The organism is Nocardia veterana NBRC 100344 (assembly GCF_000308855.1).
Lineage (GTDB): Bacteria > Actinomycetota > Actinomycetes > Mycobacteriales > Mycobacteriaceae > Nocardia > Nocardia veterana.
This window is the reverse complement of record NZ_BAGM01000096.1, coordinates 136,175-161,624: the sequence shown is the minus strand read 5'-3', so window position 1 is coordinate 161,624 and position 25,450 is coordinate 136,175. Positions and strand designations below refer to the sequence as shown.

24 protein-coding genes, 1 tRNA gene and 1 pseudogene are annotated in these 25,450 nt (G+C 67.9%); 17 read left to right on the top strand and 9 right to left on the bottom strand.

Annotated elements, in window-relative coordinates; genetic code table 11:
- The 4 genes from ON37_RS18445 to ON37_RS18430 all read left to right on the top strand — a co-directional run bounded on the left by ON37_RS18445 (position 1) and on the right by ON37_RS18430 (position 1,730).
- Positions 1 to 189 (top strand): hypothetical protein, encoded by a 189-nt coding sequence (locus tag ON37_RS18445; RefSeq protein WP_040720857.1) that lies wholly within the window; start codon positions 1 to 3, stop codon positions 187 to 189.
- Complete coding sequence (locus ON37_RS18440; RefSeq protein ID WP_051031746.1) at positions 186 to 539, top strand: hypothetical protein; 354 nt, start codon at positions 186 to 188, stop codon at positions 537 to 539. Before ON37_RS18445 ends, ON37_RS18440 begins: the two co-directional genes overlap by 4 nt.
- A complete protein-coding gene (locus ON37_RS18435; RefSeq protein ID WP_040720855.1) occupies positions 536 to 1,084 on the top strand; it encodes a DUF6286 domain-containing protein in 549 nt (182 codons plus the stop codon). The genes ON37_RS18440 and ON37_RS18435 overlap by 4 nt, the downstream gene beginning before the upstream one ends.
- A 67-nt stretch (positions 1,085 to 1,151) precedes the next feature.
- Positions 1,152 to 1,730, top strand: coding sequence for a hypothetical protein (locus tag ON37_RS18430; protein ID WP_040720854.1), 579 nt, complete (start codon positions 1,152 to 1,154; stop codon positions 1,728 to 1,730).
- Positions 1,731 to 1,772: 42 nt separating this feature from the next.
- Here the strand turns inward: ON37_RS18430 and ON37_RS18425 are convergent, their stop codons facing one another.
- Both ON37_RS18425 and ON37_RS18420 read right to left on the bottom strand, forming a co-directional pair.
- A complete protein-coding gene (locus tag ON37_RS18425; RefSeq protein ID WP_040720853.1) occupies positions 1,773 to 3,071 on the bottom strand; it encodes a D-arabinono-1,4-lactone oxidase in 1,299 nt (432 codons plus the stop codon).
- A 150-nt stretch (positions 3,072 to 3,221) separates the two neighbouring features.
- On the bottom strand, positions 3,222 to 3,896 hold the full coding sequence (locus ON37_RS18420) for a TetR/AcrR family transcriptional regulator (protein WP_040720852.1): 675 nt from the start codon (positions 3,894 to 3,896) through the stop codon (positions 3,222 to 3,224).
- A gap of 129 nt (positions 3,897 to 4,025) precedes the next feature.
- Between ON37_RS18420 and ON37_RS18415 the strand changes: the two genes are divergently transcribed.
- The 6 genes from ON37_RS18415 (at position 4,026) to ON37_RS18390 (ending at position 11,813) form a co-directional block, all read left to right on the top strand.
- Complete coding sequence (locus tag ON37_RS18415) at positions 4,026 to 5,543, top strand: MFS transporter (RefSeq protein ID WP_040720851.1); 1,518 nt, start codon at positions 4,026 to 4,028, stop codon at positions 5,541 to 5,543.
- A 670-nt stretch (positions 5,544 to 6,213) separates the two neighbouring features.
- Positions 6,214 to 6,615, top strand: a complete 402-nt coding sequence (locus ON37_RS18410; RefSeq protein ID WP_083893101.1) for a DUF190 domain-containing protein — start codon at positions 6,214 to 6,216, stop codon at positions 6,613 to 6,615.
- Positions 6,616 to 6,662: 47 nt separating this feature from the next.
- The gene (gene pgm / locus ON37_RS18405) at positions 6,663 to 8,318 is read left to right on the top strand and encodes a phosphoglucomutase (alpha-D-glucose-1,6-bisphosphate-dependent) (protein WP_040720951.1); all 1,656 of its coding nucleotides are present in this window, start codon (positions 6,663 to 6,665) and stop codon (positions 8,316 to 8,318) included.
- Between the two features lie 14 nt (positions 8,319 to 8,332).
- The gene (locus ON37_RS18400) at positions 8,333 to 9,547 is read left to right on the top strand and encodes an MFS transporter (RefSeq protein WP_083893100.1); all 1,215 of its coding nucleotides are present in this window, start codon (positions 8,333 to 8,335) and stop codon (positions 9,545 to 9,547) included.
- Between the two features lie 125 nt (positions 9,548 to 9,672).
- The gene (locus ON37_RS18395; protein ID WP_051031745.1) at positions 9,673 to 10,851 is read left to right on the top strand and encodes an alpha/beta hydrolase family protein; all 1,179 of its coding nucleotides are present in this window, start codon (positions 9,673 to 9,675) and stop codon (positions 10,849 to 10,851) included.
- A gap of 251 nt (positions 10,852 to 11,102) precedes the next feature.
- Positions 11,103 to 11,813: a DUF8020 domain-containing protein gene (locus ON37_RS18390; protein ID WP_040720848.1), complete on the top strand. Its 711-nt coding sequence runs from the start codon at positions 11,103 to 11,105 to the stop codon at positions 11,811 to 11,813.
- A 92-nt stretch (positions 11,814 to 11,905) separates the two neighbouring features.
- On the opposite strand, the gene ON37_RS18385 is transcribed toward ON37_RS18390, so the two are convergent.
- Both ON37_RS18385 and ON37_RS18380 read right to left on the bottom strand, forming a co-directional pair.
- Positions 11,906 to 12,931 (bottom strand): NAD(P)H-dependent amine dehydrogenase family protein, encoded by a 1,026-nt coding sequence (locus ON37_RS18385; protein WP_051031760.1) that lies wholly within the window; start codon positions 12,929 to 12,931, stop codon positions 11,906 to 11,908.
- Between the two features lie 80 nt (positions 12,932 to 13,011).
- Positions 13,012 to 13,839, bottom strand: a complete 828-nt coding sequence (locus ON37_RS18380; protein WP_245553255.1) for an SDR family oxidoreductase — start codon at positions 13,837 to 13,839, stop codon at positions 13,012 to 13,014.
- Between the two features lie 94 nt (positions 13,840 to 13,933).
- Between ON37_RS18380 and ON37_RS18375 the strand changes: the two genes are divergently transcribed.
- Together ON37_RS18375 and ON37_RS18370 are read left to right on the top strand one after the other, a co-directional pair.
- A complete protein-coding gene (locus ON37_RS18375; protein ID WP_245553254.1) occupies positions 13,934 to 14,536 on the top strand; it encodes a TetR/AcrR family transcriptional regulator in 603 nt (200 codons plus the stop codon).
- 137 nt (positions 14,537 to 14,673) lie between these two features.
- Positions 14,674 to 15,375 carry a DsbA family protein gene (locus tag ON37_RS18370; RefSeq protein WP_051031744.1) on the top strand — a complete coding sequence of 234 codons (702 nt, stop codon included), beginning with the start codon at positions 14,674 to 14,676 and terminating at the stop codon, positions 15,373 to 15,375.
- A gap of 72 nt (positions 15,376 to 15,447) precedes the next feature.
- Here ON37_RS18370 and ON37_RS18365 read toward each other — a convergent pair whose 3' ends face one another.
- A complete protein-coding gene (locus ON37_RS18365; RefSeq protein WP_157171488.1) occupies positions 15,448 to 15,681 on the bottom strand; it encodes a hypothetical protein in 234 nt (77 codons plus the stop codon).
- A gap of 52 nt (positions 15,682 to 15,733) precedes the next feature.
- Positions 15,734 to 17,293, bottom strand: a complete 1,560-nt coding sequence (locus ON37_RS31055; protein ID WP_051031743.1) for a DUF222 domain-containing protein — start codon at positions 17,291 to 17,293, stop codon at positions 15,734 to 15,736.
- Between the two features lie 124 nt (positions 17,294 to 17,417).
- Here ON37_RS31055 and ON37_RS18355 point away from each other — a divergent pair.
- A tRNA-Ala gene (locus ON37_RS18355) sits at positions 17,418 to 17,493 on the top strand.
- A 236-nt stretch (positions 17,494 to 17,729) separates the two neighbouring features.
- Here ON37_RS18355 and ON37_RS18350 read toward each other — a convergent pair.
- The 3 genes and pseudogenes from ON37_RS18350 to ON37_RS34720 all read right to left on the bottom strand — a co-directional run.
- Complete coding sequence (locus ON37_RS18350) at positions 17,730 to 18,596, bottom strand: LLM class flavin-dependent oxidoreductase (protein ID WP_040720840.1); 867 nt, start codon at positions 18,594 to 18,596, stop codon at positions 17,730 to 17,732.
- A gap of 178 nt (positions 18,597 to 18,774) precedes the next feature.
- Positions 18,775 to 19,509: an FAD-dependent oxidoreductase gene (locus tag ON37_RS18345; RefSeq protein ID WP_040720838.1), complete on the bottom strand. Its 735-nt coding sequence runs from the start codon at positions 19,507 to 19,509 to the stop codon at positions 18,775 to 18,777.
- A gap of 292 nt (positions 19,510 to 19,801) precedes the next feature.
- Positions 19,802 to 19,912 (bottom strand): annotated as a pseudogene (locus tag ON37_RS34720) (NAD(P)-binding protein); the annotation flags it as partial.
- A gap of 143 nt (positions 19,913 to 20,055) precedes the next feature.
- On the opposite strand from ON37_RS34720, the gene ON37_RS18340 reads away from it, so the two are divergent.
- The 4 genes from ON37_RS18340 (at position 20,056) to ON37_RS33500 (ending at position 25,433) form a co-directional block, all read left to right on the top strand.
- On the top strand, positions 20,056 to 20,739 hold the full coding sequence (locus ON37_RS18340) for a TetR/AcrR family transcriptional regulator (protein ID WP_040720945.1): 684 nt from the start codon (positions 20,056 to 20,058) through the stop codon (positions 20,737 to 20,739).
- Positions 20,740 to 21,496: 757 nt separating this feature from the next.
- The gene (locus ON37_RS18335; protein ID WP_245553253.1) at positions 21,497 to 22,261 is read left to right on the top strand and encodes an LLM class flavin-dependent oxidoreductase; all 765 of its coding nucleotides are present in this window, start codon (positions 21,497 to 21,499) and stop codon (positions 22,259 to 22,261) included.
- Positions 22,262 to 22,546: 285 nt separating this feature from the next.
- Positions 22,547 to 23,857, top strand: a complete 1,311-nt coding sequence (locus tag ON37_RS33680; protein ID WP_174362117.1) for a CBU_0592 family membrane protein — start codon at positions 22,547 to 22,549, stop codon at positions 23,855 to 23,857.
- A complete protein-coding gene (locus ON37_RS33500) occupies positions 23,835 to 25,433 on the top strand; it encodes a WXG100 family type VII secretion target (protein WP_168441239.1) in 1,599 nt (532 codons plus the stop codon). The genes ON37_RS33680 and ON37_RS33500 overlap by 23 nt, the downstream gene beginning before the upstream one ends.
- Positions 25,434 to 25,450: the final 17 nt, after the last annotated feature.

Below are 25,450 nucleotides of genomic sequence, written 5' to 3'. Positions count from 1 at the left end.
ATGAGCGCCACCACGATCTGCCTGATCTTCGGTCTGTCCCTGGGATTCGCGGCGGCTTTCGGTGGTTTCGGAGCCTTCGCGGTGGTGTTGATCTTCGGTGCCCTCGGCCTGGTGATCGGCCGGTGGCTCGACGGTCATGTCGATCTCTCCGGTCTGATCCGGTCGGCGCAGGATCGAGGCCGTAAATGACTGCCGCCGAGGCGGCCCCGGCTTCGCCGTCGCTGCTCAGTGCGGCCGAATATCGGGGCCGCACAACGGTATCCGAGCGCGCGGTGCGTCGGCTGGCGGCCCGGGCGGCACGTGAGGTCGACGGCGTCGCCGCCGAGCCCGAGGTTTCGGCCCGAGTCACCGGCGACACCGCGGTCCTGCGGGTTCGCCTGCCGGTCAGTTATCCCCGACCGGTCGGCGTGGTCACCGATGCCTGCCGGGCGCATCTGATGGAGCGCACGCACGAACTGTCCGGGTTGGTGGTACCGCGGGTCGATATCGAGGTCACCGAGCTGGTGAATCCGGTCGAGCCGGCGAGGAGGGTGCGATGAACCGGCGACCCCGACGGATCACACCGGCCGTTCTGGTGGCGGTGGTCGTGCTGGCGCTCTGTGTCCTCGTGGCGATCTCGCTGATCCAGAACCTCGGCAATTCGAAGGAGCTCGTCTCGTACCACAGCGTCGCGACGCGGTTGCACGACACCACCTGGCACAGTTACTGGGTGCTGGGGGTGGGCATCGGCGCCGCGGTGATCGGCGTGGTGTTGCTGGTGGCGGCGCTGTACCCCGGCCGCCGCGTCGTGGAGGCGCTGGAACCGGAGGAGGGGATGGACGCCGGTATCGCGCGGCGCAGTCTGGACGGTGCCCTGCACGATGCCGCGGTCTCGGTCGCGGGATTGGAGGGTGCGCGAGTTCGCCGCACCCGCAGGCAGATTCGAGTGCACGGTCGCGCCGCGCACCCCGACCACGCGGATCTGGAACAAACCGTCAACGCCGCGGTCGGGGACCGCTTGGCGCGCATCGCCCCCCGCTCCGCACCGCCGGTCAGCACGCGCTTGCGAGCCACCCGGCAACCGGTACCGGAGGAGGCACGGTGAGCGACAATAGCGTAGCGGCTCGCGGTGCCGACCGGGTGCGGGTGTCCCGCAAACAACAGGAGGCACGGTGAGTACCTCGGCCAATCGTCCGGCGCGGCTGAATCGGTTTCTGCTCGGGTTGATCGGGCTGGTGCTGATTCTCGCCGGCGCCTATGTCATCGCCGCGTTCGCCGGCGAGCTGAACTGGGTGGATCGCGACGCACCGCTGGTGCCCGGTACCGCCGAGCCGTCCCCGTGGGTGTTCGTGGCGGTGATCGCGGGAGCCGTGGTCGTGGCGCTGGCCGCGCTGCGGTGGATGGCAGCACAGTTCGTCCGCATGCCCAGCCGGATGCGCTGGCATATCGGCACGGTCGGCAGTTCCGGTGAGACACTGCTCGATTCGAATGTGGCCGCCGCGCCGGTGGTCGCGGACGTGGAATCCTACGACGGGGTGCGATCGGCTCAGGCCAGGCTGTCCGGTCCGGGGCGCGCACCGGAATTGCATCTGCTGGTGACCGCCGAACCCGATGCCGATCTCACCGCGCTGCGCCGGCGCATCCTGGCCGATGCGGTGCGCCGGCTGCGCGAGGCGCTGCAGGTCGACGCGGTTCCGGTGTCGCTGGAATTGCGCCTGGCCGATCGCGGCCGCACCGCGCGCGCGAAATAGATTGGGATCCAGGTAGTTCCGCGAACGGGGCTCGGCGCGCGGTCAGCTCAGGGGGCCGAGAACGCGTTCGACGTAGGCGTTGGTGAATCGCCCCTTGGGGTCGAGCCGCCGCCGAACCTCCTGGAAGCGGTCCCAGTCGGGGTAGCGTCCGCGTAGCGTTTCGGCGGTCTGGAAGTGCCGCTTCCCCCAGTGCGGGCGCCCGTGATAGCGATCGAAGACGGCTTCACACGCCCGGAAGTACGGTTCGTAGTCCATGCCCCGGTACTGGTGGACCGCGATGTAGCAGGTGTCGCGGCCACCGGCCGGGGACAGGAACGCGTCGTCGGGGGCGACGAAACGCACCTCGGTCGGCATCGGCGAATCGTACTGCTGCCCAACGGCTTTGATCTCGCGGATCGCCTCGGCCGCGTATTCGCGCGGAATGGCGTATTCCATCTCGGTGAAGCGAATCAGCCTGGGGGAGGCGAAGACTCGATACGACCGGTCGATCTGGCGGCGGTAGCTTCCGGCGTAGGCGGCGCCGCGGTGGATCCACGGAATCAGGCTCGGTTGCCGTCGTCCGAGCCGGCACAGCGCGTCGAACGCGTGGTTGGACATCAGGATGTCGGCGAACCAGTCGACGGCTCTGCCACGTGGCTGTTCGGGAAGTTCGACGCGGTTGTTGCGCTTGGTCATGGCCAGCGGGCTGTGGGCGAACATGTAGAACTCGAAATGTTCGTTGCCGTCGACGAAGTCGTCGAGATCGGTCAGCACCTCCTCGACCGGAATCGGACGCTCGACACCCTCGAGGACGAACGAGGGCACCAGTTGCAGGGTGACGGCGGTGACGACGCCGAGGGCGCCGAGGTTCACCCGGGCCGCCCGCCAGCCGTCCGGGTCGCCGGCTTCGTCGAGTTCGACGATGCTGCCGTCGGCGAGCATCAATTCCACCGAATGCAGTGCGGCGGAGATGTTCTGCAGGGTCGCGCCGGTGCCGTGGGTGGCGGTGGCGGTGGCGCCGGCGATGGACTGCACATCGATATCGCCGAGATTCGGGAACGCCAGGCCCAGCGGATGCAGGGCTTCGCTCAATTCGTGCAGGGTGGCCCCGGCCTCGACTCGCACCAGCCCGGACTTCCGATCGACCCGCAGGATCCGGTTCAGCCGCGACAGCCGCAGCAGCGTGCCGTCGGTGAGCACGGTGTCGGTGAACGAATGCCCGGCTCCGGCGACGCGCACGGTGTGTTCGGCGGCCTCGGCGCGGGCGAGCAGTTCGGCGAGGTCGTCGAGCGAGTGCGGGTCGGCATAGGTGGCCGGCGCGCACCGTTGATCGCCGGCCCAGTTCACCCACGAATTGGTCATGCGTCCAACTTTAGAACACGCCGGAAATGTGCGCCAGCCCTCGTTCGGGCCCGAACGTGTCACATCCCACGTCCACCGGTGGGGATATGATCCCCGGGGTGGACGCGGGTCGGTCGGTAGCGTTGTCGGTGATGGATGCCGAACAGCGAATTATCTTCTCCGGCAGGCGAAAACCGCTTCCTTCGCCTGGTCCACCTCAGCGTCGTCCAACGGGGGGACGGTGAGCGGTAGCCGGGGGATGTCGTCGGCTCGAACGCCGTCGAGGATGATGCCCAGATAGCGTCGCCAGACGTCGGGGTTCACGGGTTTGGCGAAGCTCGCGATCGCCTCGACCATATTGACCATCGCGAAGAAGTCCGAGGCCGCGATGCCGGGGCGCAGGACACCCTCACTGACGGCCTTGTCGACCAATCGGGTGACCATCGGCTTGATCCGTTCGCGCACGGACACGAAACGTTCCATGGCGTCGGGCAGTTCGAGCATCACCTCGCCGAATCCGCGGTTGTGGGCCATGTGCTCGCAGCACCATTCGAACAGTCGGGTCAGCCCGTGCCAGGTGTCGGGATCGGCGTAGGCGGCCTCGGCGGCCTCGGCCATCTCGGTGACGGTCTGGTCGAAAACCTCGCCGATGAGTTCTTGTTTGTTCGCGAAGCGCCGGTAGACCGTGCCCACGCCGACTCCCGCCGCCTCGGCCACATCGTCGAGGGTCACCTCGAGCCCGCGCTCGGCGAACAGGTCTCTGGCCGCTCGCAGGATCCGCGCGTGATTGCGGGCGGCGTCGGCGCGCAGACGCCGGGGAGCGGGGGCGGCCGTGGCGTGATTCACACCCCGATATTACCAAGTTTCGGGATTAACCGGAGGCGGTCTCTCCGTTATCGTGATAGCTTTCCAGTCAAGCGGAGGTAACGCCTCCGCTTCACCCTCCACCTCAACCGTCGCAGGACAAGGGGACCCATGACTTCCGCGATCGATCTCGACAAGAGCCGGTCCGACCAGCCCGCGAGGCAGTCGACCGGCTCGGCGGGCCGCCGTGGCTCGCACGCAATGCGCTGGTGGGTGCTCGCCGTACTCGGCGTCGCCCAGCTGATGGTCGTGCTGGACGCGACCGTGGTGAATATCGCACTTCCCGAGGCCCAGTTGGACCTCGGATTCTCCAATGCCGATCGCCAATGGGTGGTCACCGGCTACGCGCTCGCCTTCGGCAGCCTGTTGCTGCTCGGCGGCCGGCTCAGTGACCTCTTCGGCCGGCGGACCACCTTCATCATCGGGCTGGTCGGCTTCGCCGTCGCCTCCGCGGTCGGCGGCGCCGCCAACGGCTTCGAAATGCTGGTGGTCGCCCGCGTGGCCCAGGGTGTCTTCGGCGCGCTGCTCGCGCCGGCCGCGCTGTCACTGCTCACGGTGACCTTCACGGAACCGTCGGAGCGGGCCAAGGCCTTCGGCATCTTCGGTGCCGTCGCCGGTACCGGCGGCGCGCTCGGCCTGCTGCTCGGCGGTGCGCTCACCGAATGGGCCTCGTGGCGCTGGGTGATGTATGTCAACCTGATCTTCGCCGCCGTCGCGCTCGTGGGCGCGGTGCTGCTGCTCGCCAAGCACACCACCGATCAGCGACCCAAGCTCGACATTCCGGGCACCGTGACGGTCAGTGCCGCCCTCTTCGGCATCGTGTACGGCTTCTCGCACGCGGAATCGCACGGCTGGTCCAACGGCCTCACGCTGGCCTTCCTGATCGGTGGCGCGGTGCTGCTGGGCGTCTTCGGCTGGATTCAGACCCGGGTCGCGCATCCGCTGCTGCCGCTGCGCATCCTGTTGGACCGCACCCGCGCCGGCTCCTACATGACCGTGTTCGTCATGGGCATCGGGATGTTCGCGATCTTCCTGTTCCTGACCTACTACATGCAGCTGACGCTGAAGTACTCGCCGATCATGACCGGCGTGGCCTTCCTGCCGATGATCGCGGCGATGGTCGCCTCCTCCACCACCGTGCCGTCGCTGCTGCTGCCCAAGATCGGGCCCAAGGTCACGGTGGCCGCCGGCTTCCTGGTCGCCGCCGCCGGGATGGCCTGGTTGACCCGCATCGGGCTCGACACCGGTTATGCCTCGCACATCCTGCCGGCGCTGATCCTGCTCGGCCTGGGCCTGGGTGGCGCCATGTCGACCGCCTTCCAGGGCTCGACCGCCGGTGTGCACCACGAGGACGCCGGTGTGGCCTCCGCGATGGTGAACACGAGCCAGCAGGTCGGTGGTTCGATCGGGACCGCGTTGCTGAGCACCATCGCCTCCTCGGCCGCGGCCGACTACCTGTCCGGGCGCCAGCCCACCCAGCTCGCGGTGGCCGAATCGCTGATCAAGAGCTACACCACCAGCTTCTGGTGGGCGACAGCGATTTTCGTCCTCGGTGCGGTCCTCGCCGCGGTGCTGATGCCCAGCACCGCGCCGGCGCCGGCCGAAGGGGAGCCGGTCCTGGCGCACTGAGCCCGGTTCGGCGGCGGGGTGAACGGCCCTGGGTGACAATCGGATAGAAGGCGGCGCCTCGGACTCGCACGGAGTCCGGGGCGCCGTCCTGTCCGATGGCCGGGCCGGGGAGCCCGGCCTCGGACGTCATACGACCGGTGCCGCGGGCACCCGGGCAAATCGATGGCTAGCACTCCGGCGGGCCGTCGCGCCGTCCCGAGCGGACGCGGATCGGTCGTTCGACGAGTACCGGCTGCCCGGTGGTAGTCGACCCGTTCAGGGCGAATCGACGTCGGGCACATCGCCCGGTCGCAGCCGCCCCACGCCGGTGGACGACCCGCCCGGCCCGGACGCCGTCGGCTGCCCGATCGCTGACAGTTAGCATGGCTGCACATATTCGGTCGGGCAGGGAGGTGCACCTGGTGGGTTCGCGAACCGGCGCCGCGGAGTGGGAAAGGCCGGAGCCGTCGACCGGCCTCCGCCTGAGTTTTTGCTCGTCGCAAGCGAATCCGTTAGTCTGGACAGCTCTCTGTGGCAGATCGGACCGCCGATTCGCCCGTCCGGCCGAGGCTCTAGACTGCACGGACCGGATGTGGTGGGTCGGCGCTCGGATGTCCGGGCGGACGGTGGTGAATTCGCGCGGCGCGGCAGGACGGACAACTGGTACACCGACGACGACAGGGGGCAGGCGATGAGTGAAGCACCGGACGAGTCCGCGATGCAGATCGTCACCGAAGCCGATGCGTGGCAGCCGGATCCACGCTGGCGGTCCGCGGCCCGATTGACGGTGTTGCTGGGGGAGGACGACCACTACAAGCATCGGCCCCGCTACCACGAGATCGTGCGCCGCGCTCGCGACGCCGGCTTGGCCGGAGCCAGCGTGTGGCGTGGGATGGAGGGCTACGGCGTGTCCTCCCGCATCCACACCACGCGCATGCTCGATCTCGCCGAGAACCTGCCCGTGATGGTGATGATCGTCGACGATTCCCAGCTGCTGCGCGATTTCGTGGTGGCCAATGCCGAACTCTTCGAATCCGGCACCGTGACCCTGTCCGCGGTGCAGGTGTGGCAGTCGGGCGGGGTGTCGCCGTGATCGTGATGACGAGCCGGGCGCAGGCGATGAGGAAGGGAGGCCCGAGCATGGCCCACGATCGAGCCGGACGACCGGCGCGGGCCAGCGATCTCGAGGATCTGCCGCATTTGGTGACGGCGTACTACAGCCGGATTCCCGATCCGTCCGAACCGGCGCAGCAGGTGGTGTTCGGTACCTCCGGGCATCGCGGTTCGAGTCTGGATTGCGCGTTCAACGAAGCGCACATCCTGGCCATCACCCAGGCGATCGTCGAATACCGCGCGACCCGGGGCATCACCGGGCCGGTGTATCTGGCCCGCGATACCCATGCGCTGTCGGAACCGGCGTGGACCACCGCGCTGGAGGTGCTGGCCGCCAACGACGTCTCCGCGGTGATCGACAGCCGCGGCCGCTACACGCCGACCCCGGCGTTGAGTCACGCTGTGCTGCGCCACAATCGGGGCGGCACCCGGCATCAGGCCGACGGCATCGTCGTCACTCCCTCGCACAACCCGCCGCGCGACGGCGGGTTCAAGTACAACCCGCCGCACGGCGGCCCGGCCGATACGGTGGCCACCGACGCGATCGCCGAGCGCGCCAACGAGCTGCTGCGCGGCGGCCTGGCCGGGATCAAGCGCACCACGCTGCAACACGCCCTGGCGACCGGTGTCCAGCGCTACGACTACCTCGACCAGTACATCGCCGATCTGCCGAACGTCTTGAATCTGGACGCGATTCGCGGCGCGGGCATCCGGCTGGGCGCCGATCCGATGGGCGGGGCCAGCGTCGACTACTGGGAGGAGATCGGCCAGCGCTACGACCTCGAACTCGAGGTGGTCAATCCGTTCGTCGACCCGACCTGGCGGTTCATGACCCTCGACAGCGACGGCAAGATCCGGATGGATCCGTCCTCGCGCTATGCGATGGCCTCGCTGGTGGCGATCCGCGACGACTACGACATCTCCACCGGCAACGACGCCGACGCCGACCGGCACGGCATCGTGACACCCGATGCGGGACTGATGAATCCGAACCACTTCCTGGCCGTGGCGATCGAATATCTGGTCGCGAACCGGATGGGGTGGGACGCGCTGACCAAGATCGGCAAGACCGCGGTGACCTCCTCGATGATCGATCGAGTGGTCGGCGTGCTGGGCCGGCAGACCCACGAGGTGCCGGTCGGCTTCAAATGGTTCGTCCCCGGATTGTTCAGCGGCTCCCTGGCTTTCGGTGGCGAGGAGAGCGCCGGGGCCTCGTTCCTGCGACATGACGGCACGGTCTGGACCACGGACAAGGACGGCATCCTGCTGGCGCTGCTGGCCGCCGAGATCACCGCGGTCACCGGGCAGAGTCCGTCGGCGCGCTATGCCGAACTCGAAAAGCGGTACGGCACACCGGCATACGCTCGTATCGATGCCGCCGCGAACGCCGAACAGAAGCGGCGGCTGGCCGCGCTGACGCCGGACGACATCACCACCACCGAGATCGCCGGGGAACCGGTGTTGTCGGTACAGACCCGCGCCCGCGGCAACGGTGCGGCGCTGGGCGGGGTGAAGGTGACCACCGAGAACGCGTGGTTCGCGGCCCGCCCGTCGGGCACCGAGGACAAGTACAAGATCTACGCCGAATCCTTCGAGGGGCCCGACCATCTGGCCCAGGTGCAGGCGGCGGCGGAGGAAGTGGTCGGACGCGCGCTCGGGATCGAGGAGCACGCGGTCGACTGATTCGCGGACATGTGGTGAACGACGGAGACGGTGCCGGTTCCCGGCTGCCCGCCGAGACCTGGGTGCTGATCGGCGCGGCATTCATCATCGCGCTCGGATTCGGGCTGGTCGCACCGGCACTGCCGCAGTACGCGCGCAGTTTCGGCGTCGGTGTCGCGGCCGCCTCGGCGATCGTGAGCAGCTTCGCGCTGATGCGCCTGCTGTTCGCGCCGGTGAGCGGGCGGCTGGTCCAGCGGTTCGGTGAGCGGGCGCTGTATCTGACCGGTCTGCTGATCGTGGCCGTGTCCACCGGTGCGTGCGCGCTGGCGCAGACCTATTGGCAGTTGATCGTGCTGCGGTCGCTGGGCGGCATCGGATCCACCATGTTCACGGTGTCCTCGCTGGGATTGGTCATCCGGTTGTCGCCGCCCGGCGAGCGCGGGCGGGTCTCCGGGTTGTGGTCCACCAGTTTCCTGATCGGCTCGCTGGCCGGTCCGCTGCTCGGCGGTGCGCTGAGCGGGCTCGGATTGCGCGCCCCGTTCGCGATCTACGCGGTGGCCCTGCTGGCGGCGAGCGCTGTGGTGTTCTGGAAGCTGCGCGGATCGCAGCTGGCCGAACCGGTGGGCGCGGAGCCGATGCCGGTGGTGAGTTTCGGCCGCGCACTGGCGGATCCGGTGTACCGGGCGGTGCTGTGGTCCAATTTCGCCAACGGCGCGGCGGTGTTCGGGGTGCGCATGGCGCTGGTTCCGCTGCTGGTGGTCGAGGTACTCGGCGAGTCGCCGGGAGTCGCCGGGGTGGCGTTGACGGTGTTCGCCGCGGGAAATGCCGCGGTACTGCTCGCCTCCGGCCGGATGTCGGATCGGTGGGGGCGCAGACCCTTCCTGATCACCGGCACCCTGGTGTGCGCGACCGGCACGATCGCGCTCGGGCTCGCGCCGAATCTGCCGTGGCTGCTGGCGGCCTCGTTCGTGGCCGGTCTGGGCTCGGGAATGTACACACCCGCCCAGCAGGCCGCCGTCGCCGATGTGATCGGCCCGCGGGCGCGCGGCGGCCCGGTGCTGGCCGGATTCCAGATGGCCGCCGATCTGGGCACCGTGGTGGGACCGGTCGCGATCGGGTGGCTGGCACAGCGGGCATCGTTCGGCGTCGCGCTCGCGGTGACCGGTGCGCTGCTGGTGGTGGCCGCGGCCGGCTGGACGGTGGTGCGCGAGCCGCTGCGGCGGCATCCGGTCACCGCGACCGTCGGCTGACTTCCGTCACTTCGCCCGCCCGGTCCTACCTGGCGGGAGGATCGGCCTTCGACCGCCGCGATCGCCCTACCCTGTGGCCGACCTAACGGATCCACAGATCGGAGATCACTGTGCCGGCTCGTCGAATGCGGAAATCGGCTCGGATCGGCGTCGGCGTCCTGGCAGTGGGCTTGGTGGCCGCCGCCTGCTCCGGTGCCTCGGATACCGATTCCGGCACCGCCACCCTGCGCGCGGGGCAGGTGCTGACCGCGCGGCCGCTGACCAGCGACGCCGCCCTGGCCGGTGCGGCGAGCACCCGCCTGATCACCTATGTCTCCGACGATGCGCACGGGCAACCGATCGTGGTGTCGGGCACGGTCGCGGTGCCCCCGGGAGCGCCGCCGAAGGACGGCTGGCCGGTGCTCAGCTGGGCGCACGGCACCACCGGCTACGCCGACACGTGCGCCCCCTCCGCCGACACCGCGGACGGCCCGGATCACGACTACCTGGGACCGGTGAACCGGATCCTCGAGACCTGGATCGCCAAGGGCTACGCGGTGGTTCAGACCGACTACGAAGGGCTCGGTACGCCCGGCGGGCATCCGTACATCAACGGCACGAGCGAGGCCGATACGGTCGTCGACATCGTGCGCGCGGCCCGGGCACTGGATCCCACGATCGGAAAACGCTGGGTGGTCGCCGGACACAGCCAGGGCGGGCAGGCGGCATTGTTCACCGCGCAGGCCGGGGCCGAGCGGGCTCCCGAGCTGGAACTGAAGGGTGCGGTGGCGATCGCGCCCGGCGGGGTGGGGCTCAGCGGCACCGTCGACTACCTGCGATCGAATCGCCCGGGCGCCGAAGCCGCCGAGGCGTTCCTGCCGGTCATTCTGCTGGGGGCACACGCCGCCGAACCGGCCATCGATCCGGACGCGTTGGTGACGCCGCAGGCCGCGCCGCTGCTCACGGCCGCGCGGACCGGATGCCTCGCCCAGATCCGCGCCGTGCCACCGGTGCCGCCGGCTGAGGTCTTCGCGCCGAACGCGGATGTCGGACCGCTGACCCGTTATCTGGACGCGCAGGACCCCAGCCGCGTGACACCGGCCGTCCCCACCTTGATCGCCCAGGGCACGGCCGATGCCGCCGTCGCGAAGCCGGGTACCGATGCTCTGGTGAAAACGCTGTGCGACCGGGGAGTGCATGTCGATTACCGGGTCTACGCCGGCCAGGATCATCGCGGCAGTGTGCCCGCGTCCCTGGCCGACGCCCAGGATTTCGCGGCGCGGGTGCTGGCGGGCGAGTCGACCGCCCGTTCGTGTGGGCACTGAATAGCGCTGTGACACAAGGAGTCTCGCCGCCGAACGGTGCCGGTGGCGATTCGTCGTGCGCTGCCGCAGGTGTGTGCCGATAGCCGGCGCATAGGGCCGGAATCCCGGTTCACCGCGAGTGTCCCGCTGACCGAGAGGCATGCCCCAGCTCACGCCGCGCTGTGACATGTTCCACATGCATGTTGTTTGCACATCACCGTCGCCTGTCCGGCAATTCCGCAGTGCCACGGTGGATTTCGAGAGGAGAACCGATGAAGGTTCAACGCTGGGTAGCCGCCACCACGCTCGCCATCGCGACCGTCACCGCCTCGTCCGCCTACGCCGCGGCCGACCCCGTCTCGCCGGATGCCGCAGTGCCCGCGGCGCCGAACGCTGCCGTACCCGACGGTGCTGTGCACTACCGGGCTGTGAATACCGGTGCCGCGGCGGTGATCACGACCGATTCCGGTTCGATGGACGTCTCGGACGGGATCTTCCGAATCCGATCCGCCTCCGGTGCGGTGCTGGCCGGAATCCCGCTGTCGATTCGCATCGACGACGTCGATTATCCGGTCGAGGCGTCGATCCGGGACCACACCGCCACCCTCACCCCGGTCGCGTTGCCCTTCGAGGACGAGGCGCCGTGGCGCTCCCGCTACGAGCGGGAGCAGGCGGCGTTCTCCCGTGCGGCACTACAGATTACGACCGCCGCAGCCGGTGGCGCGGCGGTCGGCACCGCGATCGGCGGTATCGCCGGATGCGTGGGCGGAGCGCTGGTCGGCGCCGTCGTCACCGGAATTCTCGCGGCGTTGTTCGGCGCGGGACCCTTGGCGGGCTGCCTGGCCGGTATCGCCGTGGGGGCGGGAATCGGCGCCTTCGCCGGCGCCCTGCTGGTCGCGGCCCCGGTGGCCGTCGCATCGGTGATCCAGTACTTCACCACCGTCAACGAGCCGTTCGTCCCGAAGGGGCAGCCGGCGAAGTGAGTGTCACTCCGAAGCTCGCGCCGGTGGCCAGAGGCGTCCGGCGCGAGTTCGGTGTCGGTCCATGAACAGCGTTGGCGCAGAGCGTCTTTCGTTCAGCGAATGGTGCCGGCTCCAGGAACGAGAGGCAGGTCCAGCGGCGTCACCCAGCCCGGTGGCAGGGCGTTGACCGCGGGAACGGCATTCAGCGCCCGCATTCCGGTGGCGAGACATCCCGCCACGGCCGGAGTGCGCCCGGATCCGTCGGTGAACCGGAACGAGGTCTCCTGGGAGATGGACGGCGAGCCGACGATATCGACCCGGTACACATCGTCCTTGGTGCCGGCGGGCCAGTCGGGAGCCGCGTCGGTGCCGATGCGGTTGACGTGTTCGAGGGTGATGACCTCGCGGCCGTGGTAGATGCCGTTGATGGTGAACCGGATGGCGGCGACGTTGCCCGCCGCGACGACGCCCTTCGCGGACGGGCGATCCACGGGCGTCACCCACTTCTCCCACGTGGTGGTGACATCGTCGAGTTCGATGCCCACGGCGGCCGCGATCATCGGCACGGTGGCGCCCCACGCCATGATCAGCAGTTCGGGGATCTCCAGCATGGCCTGGTATTCCGGCGGCCGCCCGATACCCATTTCGACTTCGTAATCGCCCTCGTAGGCGGTGTAGTCGAGCAGTTCCGAGGCGCGTACGGACTCCACCTCGCCACACAGGCCCAGCAGGGTCATCGGGAACAGGTCGTTGGCGAAGCCGGGATCGATACCGGTGGTGAAGCAGGACGCGCCACCCGCGGCGCACGCCTCGGTGATCGGGTCGCGCCAGGCGGCCGGTGTCTGCGCCATATCCGGCCACACCCATGGTGTCATCGCGGTGGAGCACACGTCGATACCCGCCCGCAGGAACGACCCGATGACCCGGATGTTCTCGTCGGCGAACTGCGCGGTCGGCCCGTAGTGCACCACCGCATCCGGGCGCAGCGCGATCAGTTCCGCCACCGAATCCGTGGCGCGGATACCGGTTTCGCCGCCGCCGCACAGCGATCCGGCGTCGCGCCCGACCTTGTCCGGGTTACTGACGCCGACGCCGACGAGTTCGAAGCGTGGATGGCGGATGATCTCGGCGAGCACCATGGAGCCCACCACACCGGTACCCCAGAGGACGATTCGCTTCTTCGCGTCGGTCACCGGAACTCCTTGTAGCCGTGAGTGTTTCAGTTGTGATATTCGCCGCAGTCGACGGTGAGAATCTGGCCCGTCACGGCGGAGGCGAGGTCGCTGGCGAGGAACAGGGCGGCGCGGGCCACCTCCTCGGGCGCGGCGAGGCGTTTGAGGTCGGTCGGTTCGGCCTTGCGCCGGTAGATCTCCTCGTGGGTGACGCCGTCCTGCGCGGCCAGCCAGTCGAAGTAGGCCTTGTTCACGTCCTCGTAGATGTAGGAGGGCGCGACACTGTTGACCCGGATGCCGCGCGGGCCCAGTTCGGTCGCCAGCGACGAAGCCAGGTGCGCGAGTGTGCCTTTCGACAGCTTGTAGCCGGCGTAGATCGGCTCGGAATCGAAACTCACACAGGAATTGAGCATGATGATCGAGCCGCGTGCGGCGGCCAGCGCATCGGCGAACAGCGTCGAAAGCCGCAGGGGCGCAAAGACATTGGTCTCGTTCGCGGTGCGCAGGGCGTCCAGTTCGATGCCGGTGATCGGTTCCATCGGCGGGATGGCGAAGGCGTTGTTGATCAGGCAGTCGACCCGGCCGAACTCGGCGAGGGCCCGGTCCACCAGCGCACGCCGCTGCTCTTCGTCGGTGATGTCGGTGGGCGCCACCAGCGCTTTGCGGCCGTGCGACCGCACCACCTCGGCCATTTTCTCCAGCCGGCGTTCGGTGCGGCTGACCAGCACCAGGTCCGCGCCCATCCGGGCCGCTTCGGTGCCCAGCGCGCGGCCCAGCCCCGGACCCACACCGGACAGCACGACGACCTTGCCCTCGAGTAGGGGGAGTGGCCGGTAGGTATCCGCGGCGGCGATCGGCTGGTCGGTAGTGGACACGACGTCTCCTCGAATTCAGCAGTTACAGAATGTAACGACTCAGATGTGACAGACTGTAACGACTGATGCCTGCGCTGACAAGGACGGTTGTGTGGTGAACGCTCGCCATCGGCTCGGCCCGCATCGTGATCCGGAGGTGGATCGAGCGGTGCTCGCGGCGGCTCGCAGTCTGCTCGAGGAGCGCGGATATGCGGCCGTCTCGATCGACGCGATCGCTACGCGCGCCGGGGTGAGCCGGCCGGCGATCTATCGGCGCTGGCCGTCGAAGGCGCATCTGATCGCGCGGGCGGTGTTCCCCGATGTCGGCAGCGCCGAGCGGGCCGACGATCTGGTCGCGGAGATCCGCAAGGTGATTCGCGGGACGATCCAGTTGTTCGGCGCTCGCGCGGCGCGTGAGGCCATGCCCGGACTGATGACCGAGATGCGGGCCGATTCGGGTCTGTACCAGAAACTTTCGGCGCGATTGGATACGCCCACCCGGCACGAGTTGGCCCGGTATCTGGAATCGGGAACCGCGCGAGCGGGGGTCGATTCCGACACCGTGCTGGATATGATCGCCGGCGCGGCGCTGTTCGCCATGTGTATCCGCGATATCGACGATGTGGACGGTTTCGCCCGGTCGCTCGAGGAATTGGTGCTCTACGGCCTGGTGGGTGTGCCCGCGGGCGCGGTGGACTCCGTGGACGACGAGAGCTGAGACGCCGGTTTCCTGGCCGCGGCGACGGCGGACCGGTCGGACGGTGGCGGAATACGGCGGCCGAATACCTCCGGCTGCGGGGCTTTGGCAAAGTGGACGCCGTGAATTCTTCCGGATCGAAGTACACGCCACGACCGATGTCCAACCGCATCACCTATGCGCTGGGCGCGGTGGCGCTGGTGGTTGTCGCGGTGATCGTGGTGCTTGTCGTGCGCTGGAACAGCGACCATGGTTTGACGGTGCAGGACGACGGATACGGTGCCGCCCACGATCCGGCGGTGCAGGCGCTCCTGGATTCCGACGGAGCGATCGTGCTCGGTAAGACCTCTGTGCCGAAGACGATCGATATCTTCGAGGATCCGATGTGCCCCTCATGCGGCTCGCTCGAGCACTACTACGGTCAGCAGATCTCGAAGGAGATCGACGCGGGCAAGTTCGCGGTGCGCTACCGGTTCGTGAACTTCCTGGACTCGAAGTCGGGAAGTAAGGACTATTCGACGCGCGCGGTGGCGGCCGCGGAATGTGTTGCCGACGCCGGTGACGGTCCGGTGTTCGCCAAATTCCATATGGCGCTGTTCACCACGAAGCAGCCCACCGAGGGTGGCGGCAACCTGACCAATGACGAATTGGCCGCCATCGCCAAGGATTCCGGGGCATCATCCGAGGTGCAGCAGTGCATTGCGAAGGGTGATCGTGTGGATTCGGCACGCAACCACGCGCAGTCCTCGCTGACAGCGCTGAAGGACGCCGTCGGTCAGGTGCAAACGCCGACCGTGCTCGACGACGGTGCGAATGTCGATGTCGAGAAGTCGGATTGGGTCACCCAGCTCGCCGGCTGAATCGGGCGTGTCCGTCGTGATCCGGCCCGGGCGGTATCCCCAACCGTCCGGGCCGGCGCCTTTCGGCCGATGTCAACCGATCTCGTCGTCGCCGAGTAACACCTCGTAGATGCGGTTACGGGCATCCGCGATCGCATTCACGGTATCGCGGAGCTGGCCCGCCATCGCGGCGTATCCGGCGCCGGCGGCCGTCCGGTCGAGTTCGGATTCCAGTCGCAGTCGCAGTTGCTCCAACGCGGCGATCCGTTGTCGCTCCACCCCGGCGTCGATGATCGTGGGGGCGGGTGGACGATCCTGACAAGTCATGGTGTTCGCGGTGTCCTCCGATCACTCGTTGGGCTGATTGAACGACTGCGGCTCAGCGACCGAAGCTTTCGCCGGTCAGCGTGCAGTCCTCGGGTGTGCCTTCGGCGAGGCGCCGATGGATCAGTGCGTGGTCGTCGATGGGGTAGGTCGGATCGAGCGTGGAAACCGCTACTGCGACAACGGAAGTCGGCCCGGGGGTGGGCTCGATGACCGGGGCCTCGGAATCGCGGTGTGGGAAGAGATATCGCATGTCCTCGTCGACGGTGGTGCGTATGTCACCGGTCGGACTCACCCAGCGGACCCGATCGGTGTCCAGCCAGCGCACCTGCCACCGTGTCTTCCGTTGTGCGGTAAGGGTTGCCAGTCGGCGGTGGTGTGCACACAATGCGATCGGGCGGATCGGATGGTGTCGGTGGTCCCGGGGTCGAGATGGTTCGGGTTGTGACGCCGCGGTACGTTCGCCGGAAATATCGTCGGCCGTGGCACTTTCGTCTTTCTCGCCGTTGTCCAGCGGCGTCGGCGCGGATCTGGCCGGCACGGTGCAGCCGGGAAACCGGCACGTGCGGTCCGGCGAGTACACCGGCGCGCCGACCGCCCGCGACGGACCGGTTCCCTCGTGCGAGAGATCGAAATCTTCCCGCCGCTCGTCCGTGCTCGATCGGGTTCGGCCACTGATGCGTTCGGTCGCCGCGACAACGATGTCGCCCCGTTCGGCGAGGCGGCGGACCAGGTCCGCGTCGATCGGCCCGTAGCCGACCAGGTGCCCGGGTTCATCGCTCTCCCCGGTCAGGGTTCGCGCGCTGACGCCGATGTGGATCAGCGGGCGCCGGGTCGCCGTCGATCGCGGACCGCGACCGCCGTTCGTCGCGTCGGCGGGACTCGCTGCGGGGCAACGACTTCCGCGTCCGCAGCGGCAGTGCAGCTGCCCGGAACCGTCGGCGAGTGCGACCAGGGCATCGGCGCGGCGCTGCGGGAGTGTTCGCGGGTCGGCGTCGCACACCTCGTTCGCCATCTCCCGCAATCGCATCGCCACGGTCTGAGCCCCGTCTGCGGGAAGTAATCCCGCGACGACGGCCACACCGTCCTGGACGGCGGTCAGCCGGATATCGCGGCAGTCCTCTCGCTGCTCGCGTCGACGCTGCTCGCCGGCGCTGTCCAATCGGCTCAACCAGCGTCGCGCGGTTTGCCGCAGCCGTGCCGGAGTCGTCCGCACTCCCGCTTCGACCAGTGGACCTTCCAGGTCGGCGAGCAGATCGCGCGGCAGCCCGCGGGCATTGTCGACGATCACCTGCACCCGAGCCAGATCCAATCGGCCCGCACCGAATGCCTCGCGGGTCTGCGGCAATCCGTCCAGTGCCAATCCGATATCGATCAGCGCGGCCGCGACCTGCTCCGATACCTGCACCGCCATCGAGACCTCCGCCGCGGCGAACTCTCCAGCCCGTACCCCACCGGGCCCCGGCGCGGCGTTCTCGGCGCGATGGCGCCGATACAACTCCCGCACCGCCCGCACCTCCGCCGCCTGTGCGAATGCCGCCGCCCCATGTGCCCGCCGCAGCGCATCGACCAGCCCCTCGTCGCTCATCGCCTGAAGCTCTCCGCCGTCGAACATGTGTTCGAGTCTATCGTTCGAACGCGCGTTCCACCAGCCCCGTATCCAGGCGATTTGGTTCGGTGAGTCCGGGTGGTGTAACTTCTTTCAAGCACGCGGGGAACACCCCGAGGTGCGAAAACCTGGGGCTATGGCGCAGCTGGTAGCGCACCACACTGGCAGTGTGGGGGTCAGGGGTTCGAGTCCCCTTAGCTCCACCAGGTAAAAGGCCCGGCAATTGCCGGGCCTTTTGTCCGTTCTGGCGACACTTCCGACGACAACTCATACCGCGCTGCCGTCGTCCGGCTGTTCGAACAGCGATCCGATCGAGTCGGGGTGCCTTCGGCAGCGGCATCCCCGGCTGAAGTCACCGCCACCGTGTTGTCTTCCGCGGCGCTGGCTTCGACCTCATCTCGGTCGAAAAATCTTCGCCGCCGCCGGGACCGGATGCCGTTGGTCATCGGACGAGGGGGCGGACTTTCTCGGCGATGAAGCGGAAGAATCCGACGGGATCGGGTTCGTCGGGGGTGGGTTCGAGGATCACGGTGTCGGCACCCGCTTCTGCCCATTGTGCGATGGTGTCGGCGATCGCCCGCGCATCGCCGACGGCGCAGAGGCCGTCGGTGATGTCATGACCTAGTTTTCGCACTTCGGCTTCGGCGCGGGCGTCCGCGTCGGGGCCGGTGGCGGCCACCAGCTGGACCATGAATGAGAAGTCTCCGCTGTGCTCGCGCGCTGCCCGGCCCTGCCGCGTCAGCTCGACGGCCTGTCGCATTCCATTCAGCGTGGTGCCGGTGATGACGCCATCGGCGAACTCACCGGCCAACCGCAGGGTGCGCGGTCCGAAACCCCCGACGACCACAGCCGGCGCGGTGACCGGGGGCCAGTCGAGAGCGACGTCGTCGAGTCGGGCATAACGGCCCCCCACCGTGATTCGCTCGCCCGCGAGTAGACCCCGCAGGGCATCGAGGTATTCGTGCAGCAAGGTGAGCGGCGAAGCGACCCGGCCGCCGGCCTGGCCCATCCACTGCTGATTTCCGTGGCCGACTCCCCACATCGGCCGACCGGGGAACATCCGCTCCAGTGTGGCGATCTCCATCGCTGTGACCGCGACATTGCGCAGTGGCGCCGGGAGCACCCCGACACCGATCCGTACCTGCTCGGACCAGGCCAGCGCGGCTGCGGCGGTCGAGATACCGCCCTCGGCGAAACAGTCTTCGCACAGCCAAAGCTGTTCCAGCCCGGTCGAATCGGCCACCCGCACCACCTCCCGCAGGCGCTCGGGAGGATTCTGCGGTTTGAACACCACGCCCAGACTCGTCACATCGGCATCGTTACCTGTCGGAGCCCTCGCGGTCGACCGAATATTCGGCACCGCACCTGCCCCTGATCTCGATCTCACCCAGCCAGGGGGAGAGCCACGTTCACGATGGTGGCAGATGCGACGTGCTGGGGATCCTGCGCGTCCGTCACATTCTGTTATGGCCTGGTTGTGATGGTGGTCAGTCGGCGAACATGCGGGCGGCCAGGTGCCGGGAGTTGTCGATGGCCTGGCGGCCGCGGGGCAGCATGACCGTCTGATACGCGGCGACGGCTTCGGTGAGTGTCTTCTGGCCCCGTGCGGCGGAAAGGATTTCGCCGGCCAGAGTGGCGGCGTCGGCGAGGGCGGTGTTCGCGCCCGCCCCGGCGGTGGGTGGCATGGTGTGGATCGCGTCGCCGAGCAGGGTGACCGGGCCGGGCTCCCATATCGGTATCTGCCCGCTGATGCGAAAGGTGATCGGGAAGAACGTCTCGGTATCGGAGCGGGCGTAGATTTCGCCGATCGCGGGGTGCCAGTCGGCGGTGGTCTCGACCGAGAGTTTCCACAGCTGTTGCGACGACATGTCGAACAACACCTCGTCGGTGACGCCCAGACGGAGCGGGGTCGCTATGAGGGTGACCATCAGGTAGTCGGGCCGTTCGTCGAGCGGGGTGCGGAACCGAACGGTGCCGAATCCGGCACCGCACGTGCTGTCGCTGGACACCCAGCACAGTCCGCGCTCGAATTCCTCGGGTGACAGTCGGCTGGTGAGGGGCATTCGGCCGTAGATGCACCGCAGCCCGAAGTCTTCGACCACGGCATCGGGTAGCAGTTGGCGGCGGATGGCCGATCCGACCCCGTCCGCGCCGATCAACAGATCGCCCTCGTCGCTGCCGCCATCGGTGAACTCGACCCGCACCCGGCCGGTGTCGAGCACCTGATAGCCCGATACCGCGCGCCCGAACTCGACGATCTCGTCGAGGGCCGGTGAGCAGCCCCTGGCGGAAGGTGTTGCGATCGACCGCGGTGATCTGATCGTCGGGGATGTCGGGGAATTCCTGCGCGAACACTCGCTGTAGCCCGGTGGTGAACGTGGTGACCAGGTTGCCGTTGCGTCCGCTGGTGCGGCGCAGCAGATCCAGCACCTGCGGCGTGAGGCAGTCGGCCAGTGCGGCATTGCCGGTCGGGTCGATGTGGATGCGATAGCCCTGGTGACGTGTGCGCGGCGTCGGGTCCTGCTCGTAGACGGCCACGTCGACTCCGTCACGGTGCAGCGCCTGCGCCAGTGCCAGGCCTCCGATACCACCGCCGGCGATGAGAACTCTTGTGCTGTCGGACATTTCGATCTCCCTTACTGGGTGCGGCTGCCTGTCGACCGGGCTCGTGAAGCCATCGTGAGCCCTCCGCCCGACAGTTGTCAATCATTCATTTGAAACTGACAAAGATATGTTTGATAGTGCTCGGTGGTTGTATGATCGGCGGCATGCCTGCGTCCAAGCCCCGCCGGTCACCCGCGCCGCAGGAGCGGCAGCGCGATCCCGAACGCACGCGCGCGCTGATTCTGGACGCGGCGACGGCCGAGTTCGGCGCCCATGGGTATGCCGGTGCCCGGATCGGAGCGATCGCCGCTCGCGCCGGGGTGAACGTGCAGCTGATCTCCTACTACTTCGACGGCAAACAAGGCCTGTATCAAGCGATTACGCAACGCTGGCAGCAGCGTCAGGGTGCGCTGGTCGCGCCGGACACGCCGTTGCCCGAACAACTGCGCCGCTACGCACTGGAGGCGCTGCACAATCCGGACGGGGTGCGCCTGCTGGCCTGGAACGGACTCGAATACCGCGAGAACCGTGAGACCGGAGCCGAATCCCCCTCGGACACTCGACCGTTCGCCGACAGCATCGACGAGCTGCGCAACCTGCAGCAGGCCGGTCGTCTGCCCGGCGATCTCGACCCCGCTTGTCTGGTGATCATGCTCATGGCCGCGGCGATGGCGCCCACCACGCTGCCGCACATCGTCGAAGGCGTCTGCAACGCCGACCCGCGCTCACCGGAATTCCTCGAACGATTCGCGGACCAGGTAGCCATCCTCGCAAGCCATCTCGGGCTCGGGTCCTCCCCGCTATCCGGACACCCGGGGCCGGCGCTGCCCGCCGAGACTCGGACATGACCACCACCGGCGACCCCTGACGGTTCGTTGCCATGTCTACGAGCCACTCGCGCATCGTCTGATACCAGGGTGTGCGACAAGCCGCCGATCCGCGCTCGCACAGCTCGTCTGCGACTCTACGAAACAGCAGAATGACGGGATGCCGTGACGAGGCCCGTAGTTCAGCGAATGGTGCTTCCTGGCGTCGCTCGATGCCCCGCGGGCCGCGCGTAAGGGATCGACGACCTCCGCATACGCGCTTGCCGCGTCGAGGAACTGCAGGGAGGGCGGGATGTTGAATCCGGTGCGGAACGCGACGGCTCGACCAGCACGACATGGATACCGAAGTCTGCGATCTCGGCCGCACCGATGATCGCGTCCGGCGTTGTCGGCCAGTCCATCACCAGGGCGGGACGCGAGAATCGCGGTTACCTTCGCGACATCGTGAGCGGCATGATCCGCATGCTCTGGCTGCCGATCCGTTCCGGGTCTGTACAGCCATGCCTGAGCACGTCCGCCTCCTGCGTGTGATCACCACCTGCGGATGGCCGATGCGGACTGCCATACCTAGGTATTCATCCTCGTGGTATCCGGACGGAAGGGCGCGGGAACGCGATGGATGAACTCGGTGCGGTGGCCGTCGAATCAGTGCGCCGCGTCAGCGCGGATTCAGCACTGATCTGCGGCAATGCTCGCAGAAAGCCGTGGTCCTCGCCGACCACAGAGAGGAATGACAGGCATGACGAGACCGCTTCGATTCGGGGTAGTTGCACCACTCATGACCGATCTGCCTACGTGGCGAGATCGTGTGCGCCGGATCGCCGACAGCGGGTACTCGACCTTCCTCGTGCCCGACTTCCCGCTCACGCAACCGGCGCCCGCCGCGGTATTGGCCACCGTCGCGGCCACGACCGACCTGCGTGTGGGTACCTGGGTGTACGCCTCGCCGCTGCGTCCGCCCTGGCTGACCGCATGGGAGTCGCATTCGCTCTCGCTGATGACCGGAGGCCGTTTCGAGATGGGCATCGGTACCGGCAGGCCCGGAATCGAAGATGAGCTGCGTGAGAAGGGAATGCCCGTCGTGTCGCCGAAAGAGCGGTTGGCCCAGGTGCGTGAGGCCGTCGAGCAACTGCGTGGCTTCGACGGCCCCGATCGTCATACACCCGTCGCGATCGCGGTTCAGGGACCGAAGGCTCGTGCATTGGCGGCCGAAATCGCGGACACGGTCACTTTCGCCCTCGGTGCCCAGTCCCGGGCCGAGGTCACGCAGATGGCCGAAGACGTTCGTTCCCGCAGGGACGTCGAACTCGCACTCGCGGTGCCGGTGATCGGCGACTCGGTCGCACCGCACATGGCACCTCCCGAAACCGACCCCGCCGCACTGCGCGCCGCGGACGCGGTGGCTGTTCTTCCGGACGATCCGGCAGCGGCGATCGACGAAATTCAGCGACGCCGGGAGGAGATGGGCTTCTCCTACTTTGTTTTCGGTGCCGATTTTGCTGAAAGGTTCGCTCCAGTTGTCGGCGAACTCGCCGGCCGATAGCTGAGAATGTCACATGCGGCAGCACATAATAGCGTTCGCAGCCGCTCACGCTGATCGGCGATCGGAACGAGAGCGTGTCCGCCGGTTGCGTTTTCGCATACACGCGCCCAGCTTTGTGGAGAACGCGATTGTGGAAGGGCGAATTGCGACTCCCGCAGGTAGGGCATACGAATTCGATCTGCAGGCTTCGGATGATCGATTCCTCTGTGAAAACGGAATGGACGTGGTTTGTTCGTCGGCGGCACAGGCGGAGCCGGCCACGGCCGTGGTGCACTGGCGGCAGCGATGAACGACGTACTTCAGATAGCAGGGGCACTGCTGTTGTTGGCTGGTTTCATCTCCGCGCAGCGTGGCTTGACCGATGACGGCTCGACTGCATACCTGGTCGCGAACATGGTGGGCTCCGCGATGCTGGCTGCGCTGGCGTACCTGGGTCACGACTGGGGATTCTTGCTGTTGGAAGGCACCTGGGCGATTGTCTCCGGGTCCTCGCTGTGCAGATCCCGGTGGGTATCGCGGACAGGGTGCGTGCGCCGGAACCGTACCGCGGACCTGCTGCGACAGGCCCGCACAGCTCGAGACCGGCTCGGCAAGCTGCCGCGTCCCGTGCGAGGGGATGAGTTGAACCGCCCCGATCGACTGATTCACTTTTTCCGCGATACCTACGCGGGTTCGCAAGGCCGCCAATGGCTGCAGCCGCATGTGATGTGGTGGATGCTGGCGTTTCTGCGTGACCATGGTGTGCGGCCCGATCTCGACCTGCTCGCCGCGCCGGATCTGGTCGACCGTACCGCGGTGATGGGGTTACCGCGAAGCCATCAAAAGGTGACGCCGCCGAATCATGTAGAACTCAACTTCCGGTTGTGGTGGTCGATCCTCATCGATATCGCCACTGTCGTAGATACATCTCGTTGGCGGCGGCTGCTGGGCGCTGTGAAGCTACCCGGCGCCGCGCAGCTCGAGATCCGCGCACAGCGTCTCGGACTGCGGCCTTGGATGACGAGCACAACGTTCGAGGAGTTGGCCGGCATCGCGACGTCGCTCGCTGTGATAGCCGCACACGAGCGTCGGCGGCCGGTACGCAGTGACGAGATCATGCTGCGTGTTCTACTCCCTGGATTGTTGCTGGCCGAGATGCATTGGCTCCACATTCCACCAGGGCGATCGCCCCGCCATGATCGGTCCTCGCCCGACATCGTCCTACTCCGCCGATGCGCGCTCGCTCACGCTCGGTGGTCCGACGGGCGCTATCTCGATCCACTGGACCAAATGTATTTGTGCGCAGGTGATTTGCTCGATCGCCTGACCCTGCTGCCCGACAACGAGCATGACGACGAGACGAGGCGGATCGTGTCGCTGTACACCGAACTGCTCCGCAGCGAGTGTTCATCCGGCGGCGCTACTTCGAGCAGCGATTCGACGCGATCAGTGGCTGCAGCGGCGGGTGAGAGCCGAAGAACGGCCGGGGCTCCACGAGCGTTCGACATCGTCGGTGCCTCGGTCGGCGTTGGTGAGCAGGGCCGCGCGGCGTTATCGATCGACGCCGAGACGGCCGAGCCTGATGGGGGTCGGCGTGAGCGACGAACTGAGAATTGATACAGACGCCCTGCGGCGCGACGGTGCCCGGCTTGCCGAACTCGGCGACCGAGTGAGCCTGACCCATGCCGGGCTGCGGGATTCCCTGGCCTCCGTGGACGGGTGCTGGGGCGACGACGACCTGGGCAACGCGTTCGCCAAGGATTTCACGCCGCAAGCAGACCGGCTGCTCGAAGACTTACACGCCTTGGAGGAGAGCCTGCGTGGGACGGCACGGCAGGTCGGCGCCGCCGCGCAGAACTTCGAGGCCCACGACCTCGCCGGCGGCAATCGGATCGGTGCGGTGGGCAGCGAATCGTTGCTCCCGGATCAGTCCTCCGGGACGGGTGCACAGTCGGCTCCGTTCGCGGCGCCCGTTGCTGGAGAACCGGCGGCCTCGACCTCGACGCGGCATCCCGGTGCCGCGGGCGGGGTCCAGAACGGGAATCCGGGTTCGAATCGCGCGGACACCAGTGAACGCGCGTCCGGCGTTCCGAAGGGCGATCACCCGATGCCGGATCGCGCTCCTGCCGCGGACCGTGCGTCCGTCGCACCAGCGGGATCCTCCGCACCGAAAGATCTCGCGCTCCCGACGTCCGAGACGCCGGACCGGCCGGGCAGTCGACAGCCGGCAGCGGACCCCCGCGGCCGGACCGAGCCCCCACGGGTGACATCGCCGACCGCGGCCAGGCGGGAAACACCCCGCTCCCCGGGGGCGCCCATGCCCACCCGGCCCGCCCAGGAGCCGATGCGGTCGTCGGGTCCTGTCGCCATGGGAAAGGGAGGGACACCGTGGTCTCGGCGTCCGGCCCAGGGAAGCAGCGGGCCCGAGGCTCCGGGGACGAATCCCTCGGGCCCTCGGTCCGGCACCCCGCCACCTTCCCCGATGCGCAAGCCGCAGCGGCGTGGTCGGCGACCGGACGCGGACGGACCGGGCGACGAGCGTACCGCTTCGCCGATATTCGCCTGGCTGGCCCGGACATTGCGTGACCGGCACGGTGTCATCGTCATCGGATTCGACCTCCCGGATCTGCAGGAGGCGCCGGTGCGCGAGTTCGTCGCGGCCGTCGACACGGTGCTGACCGACTATCCGATGATCGAACTCGACGTCGTCGCGGTGGCCGACGCGGCCGGCGACACCGGCGATGTGTGGTGGCGTAGTGAGTCACGCGGGCCGGCAATCGCGCGGTCGATCACACTGAACCGCCGCCTCGCCTGCGATCCGGACTCCGGCTCCGCGATGGCGAAATCTGACGCTGAAGTGGATGATTCGCCGGTCCGGTCGGCTACGGTGCGGGAGATGGGCCGGGCCCTGGACGACGTCGGCGGTGGCGTGGTCCGTCGCACCGCGCAGCACACCATGATCGCCGAGTACATGCGGGAGGTGGCGGGGCGGTATACGACACTCGGTGAATTGGTGGGGGGTTATCGCCGCTGGCGGGCCGAACTGGCCGGGGCAACTGATCCGGCGGGTCGCTTCGAGGCGGATCGTGCAGTGGGGACGGCGTTCGCCGACGTCGTGTTGAACGGCAACCGGGCATGCGCGGCGGCGAAGACCTTGCACACGGCTCTGATCCGCGCGGCCGTGCCGGAATAGGCAGCGCCCGTGACGGA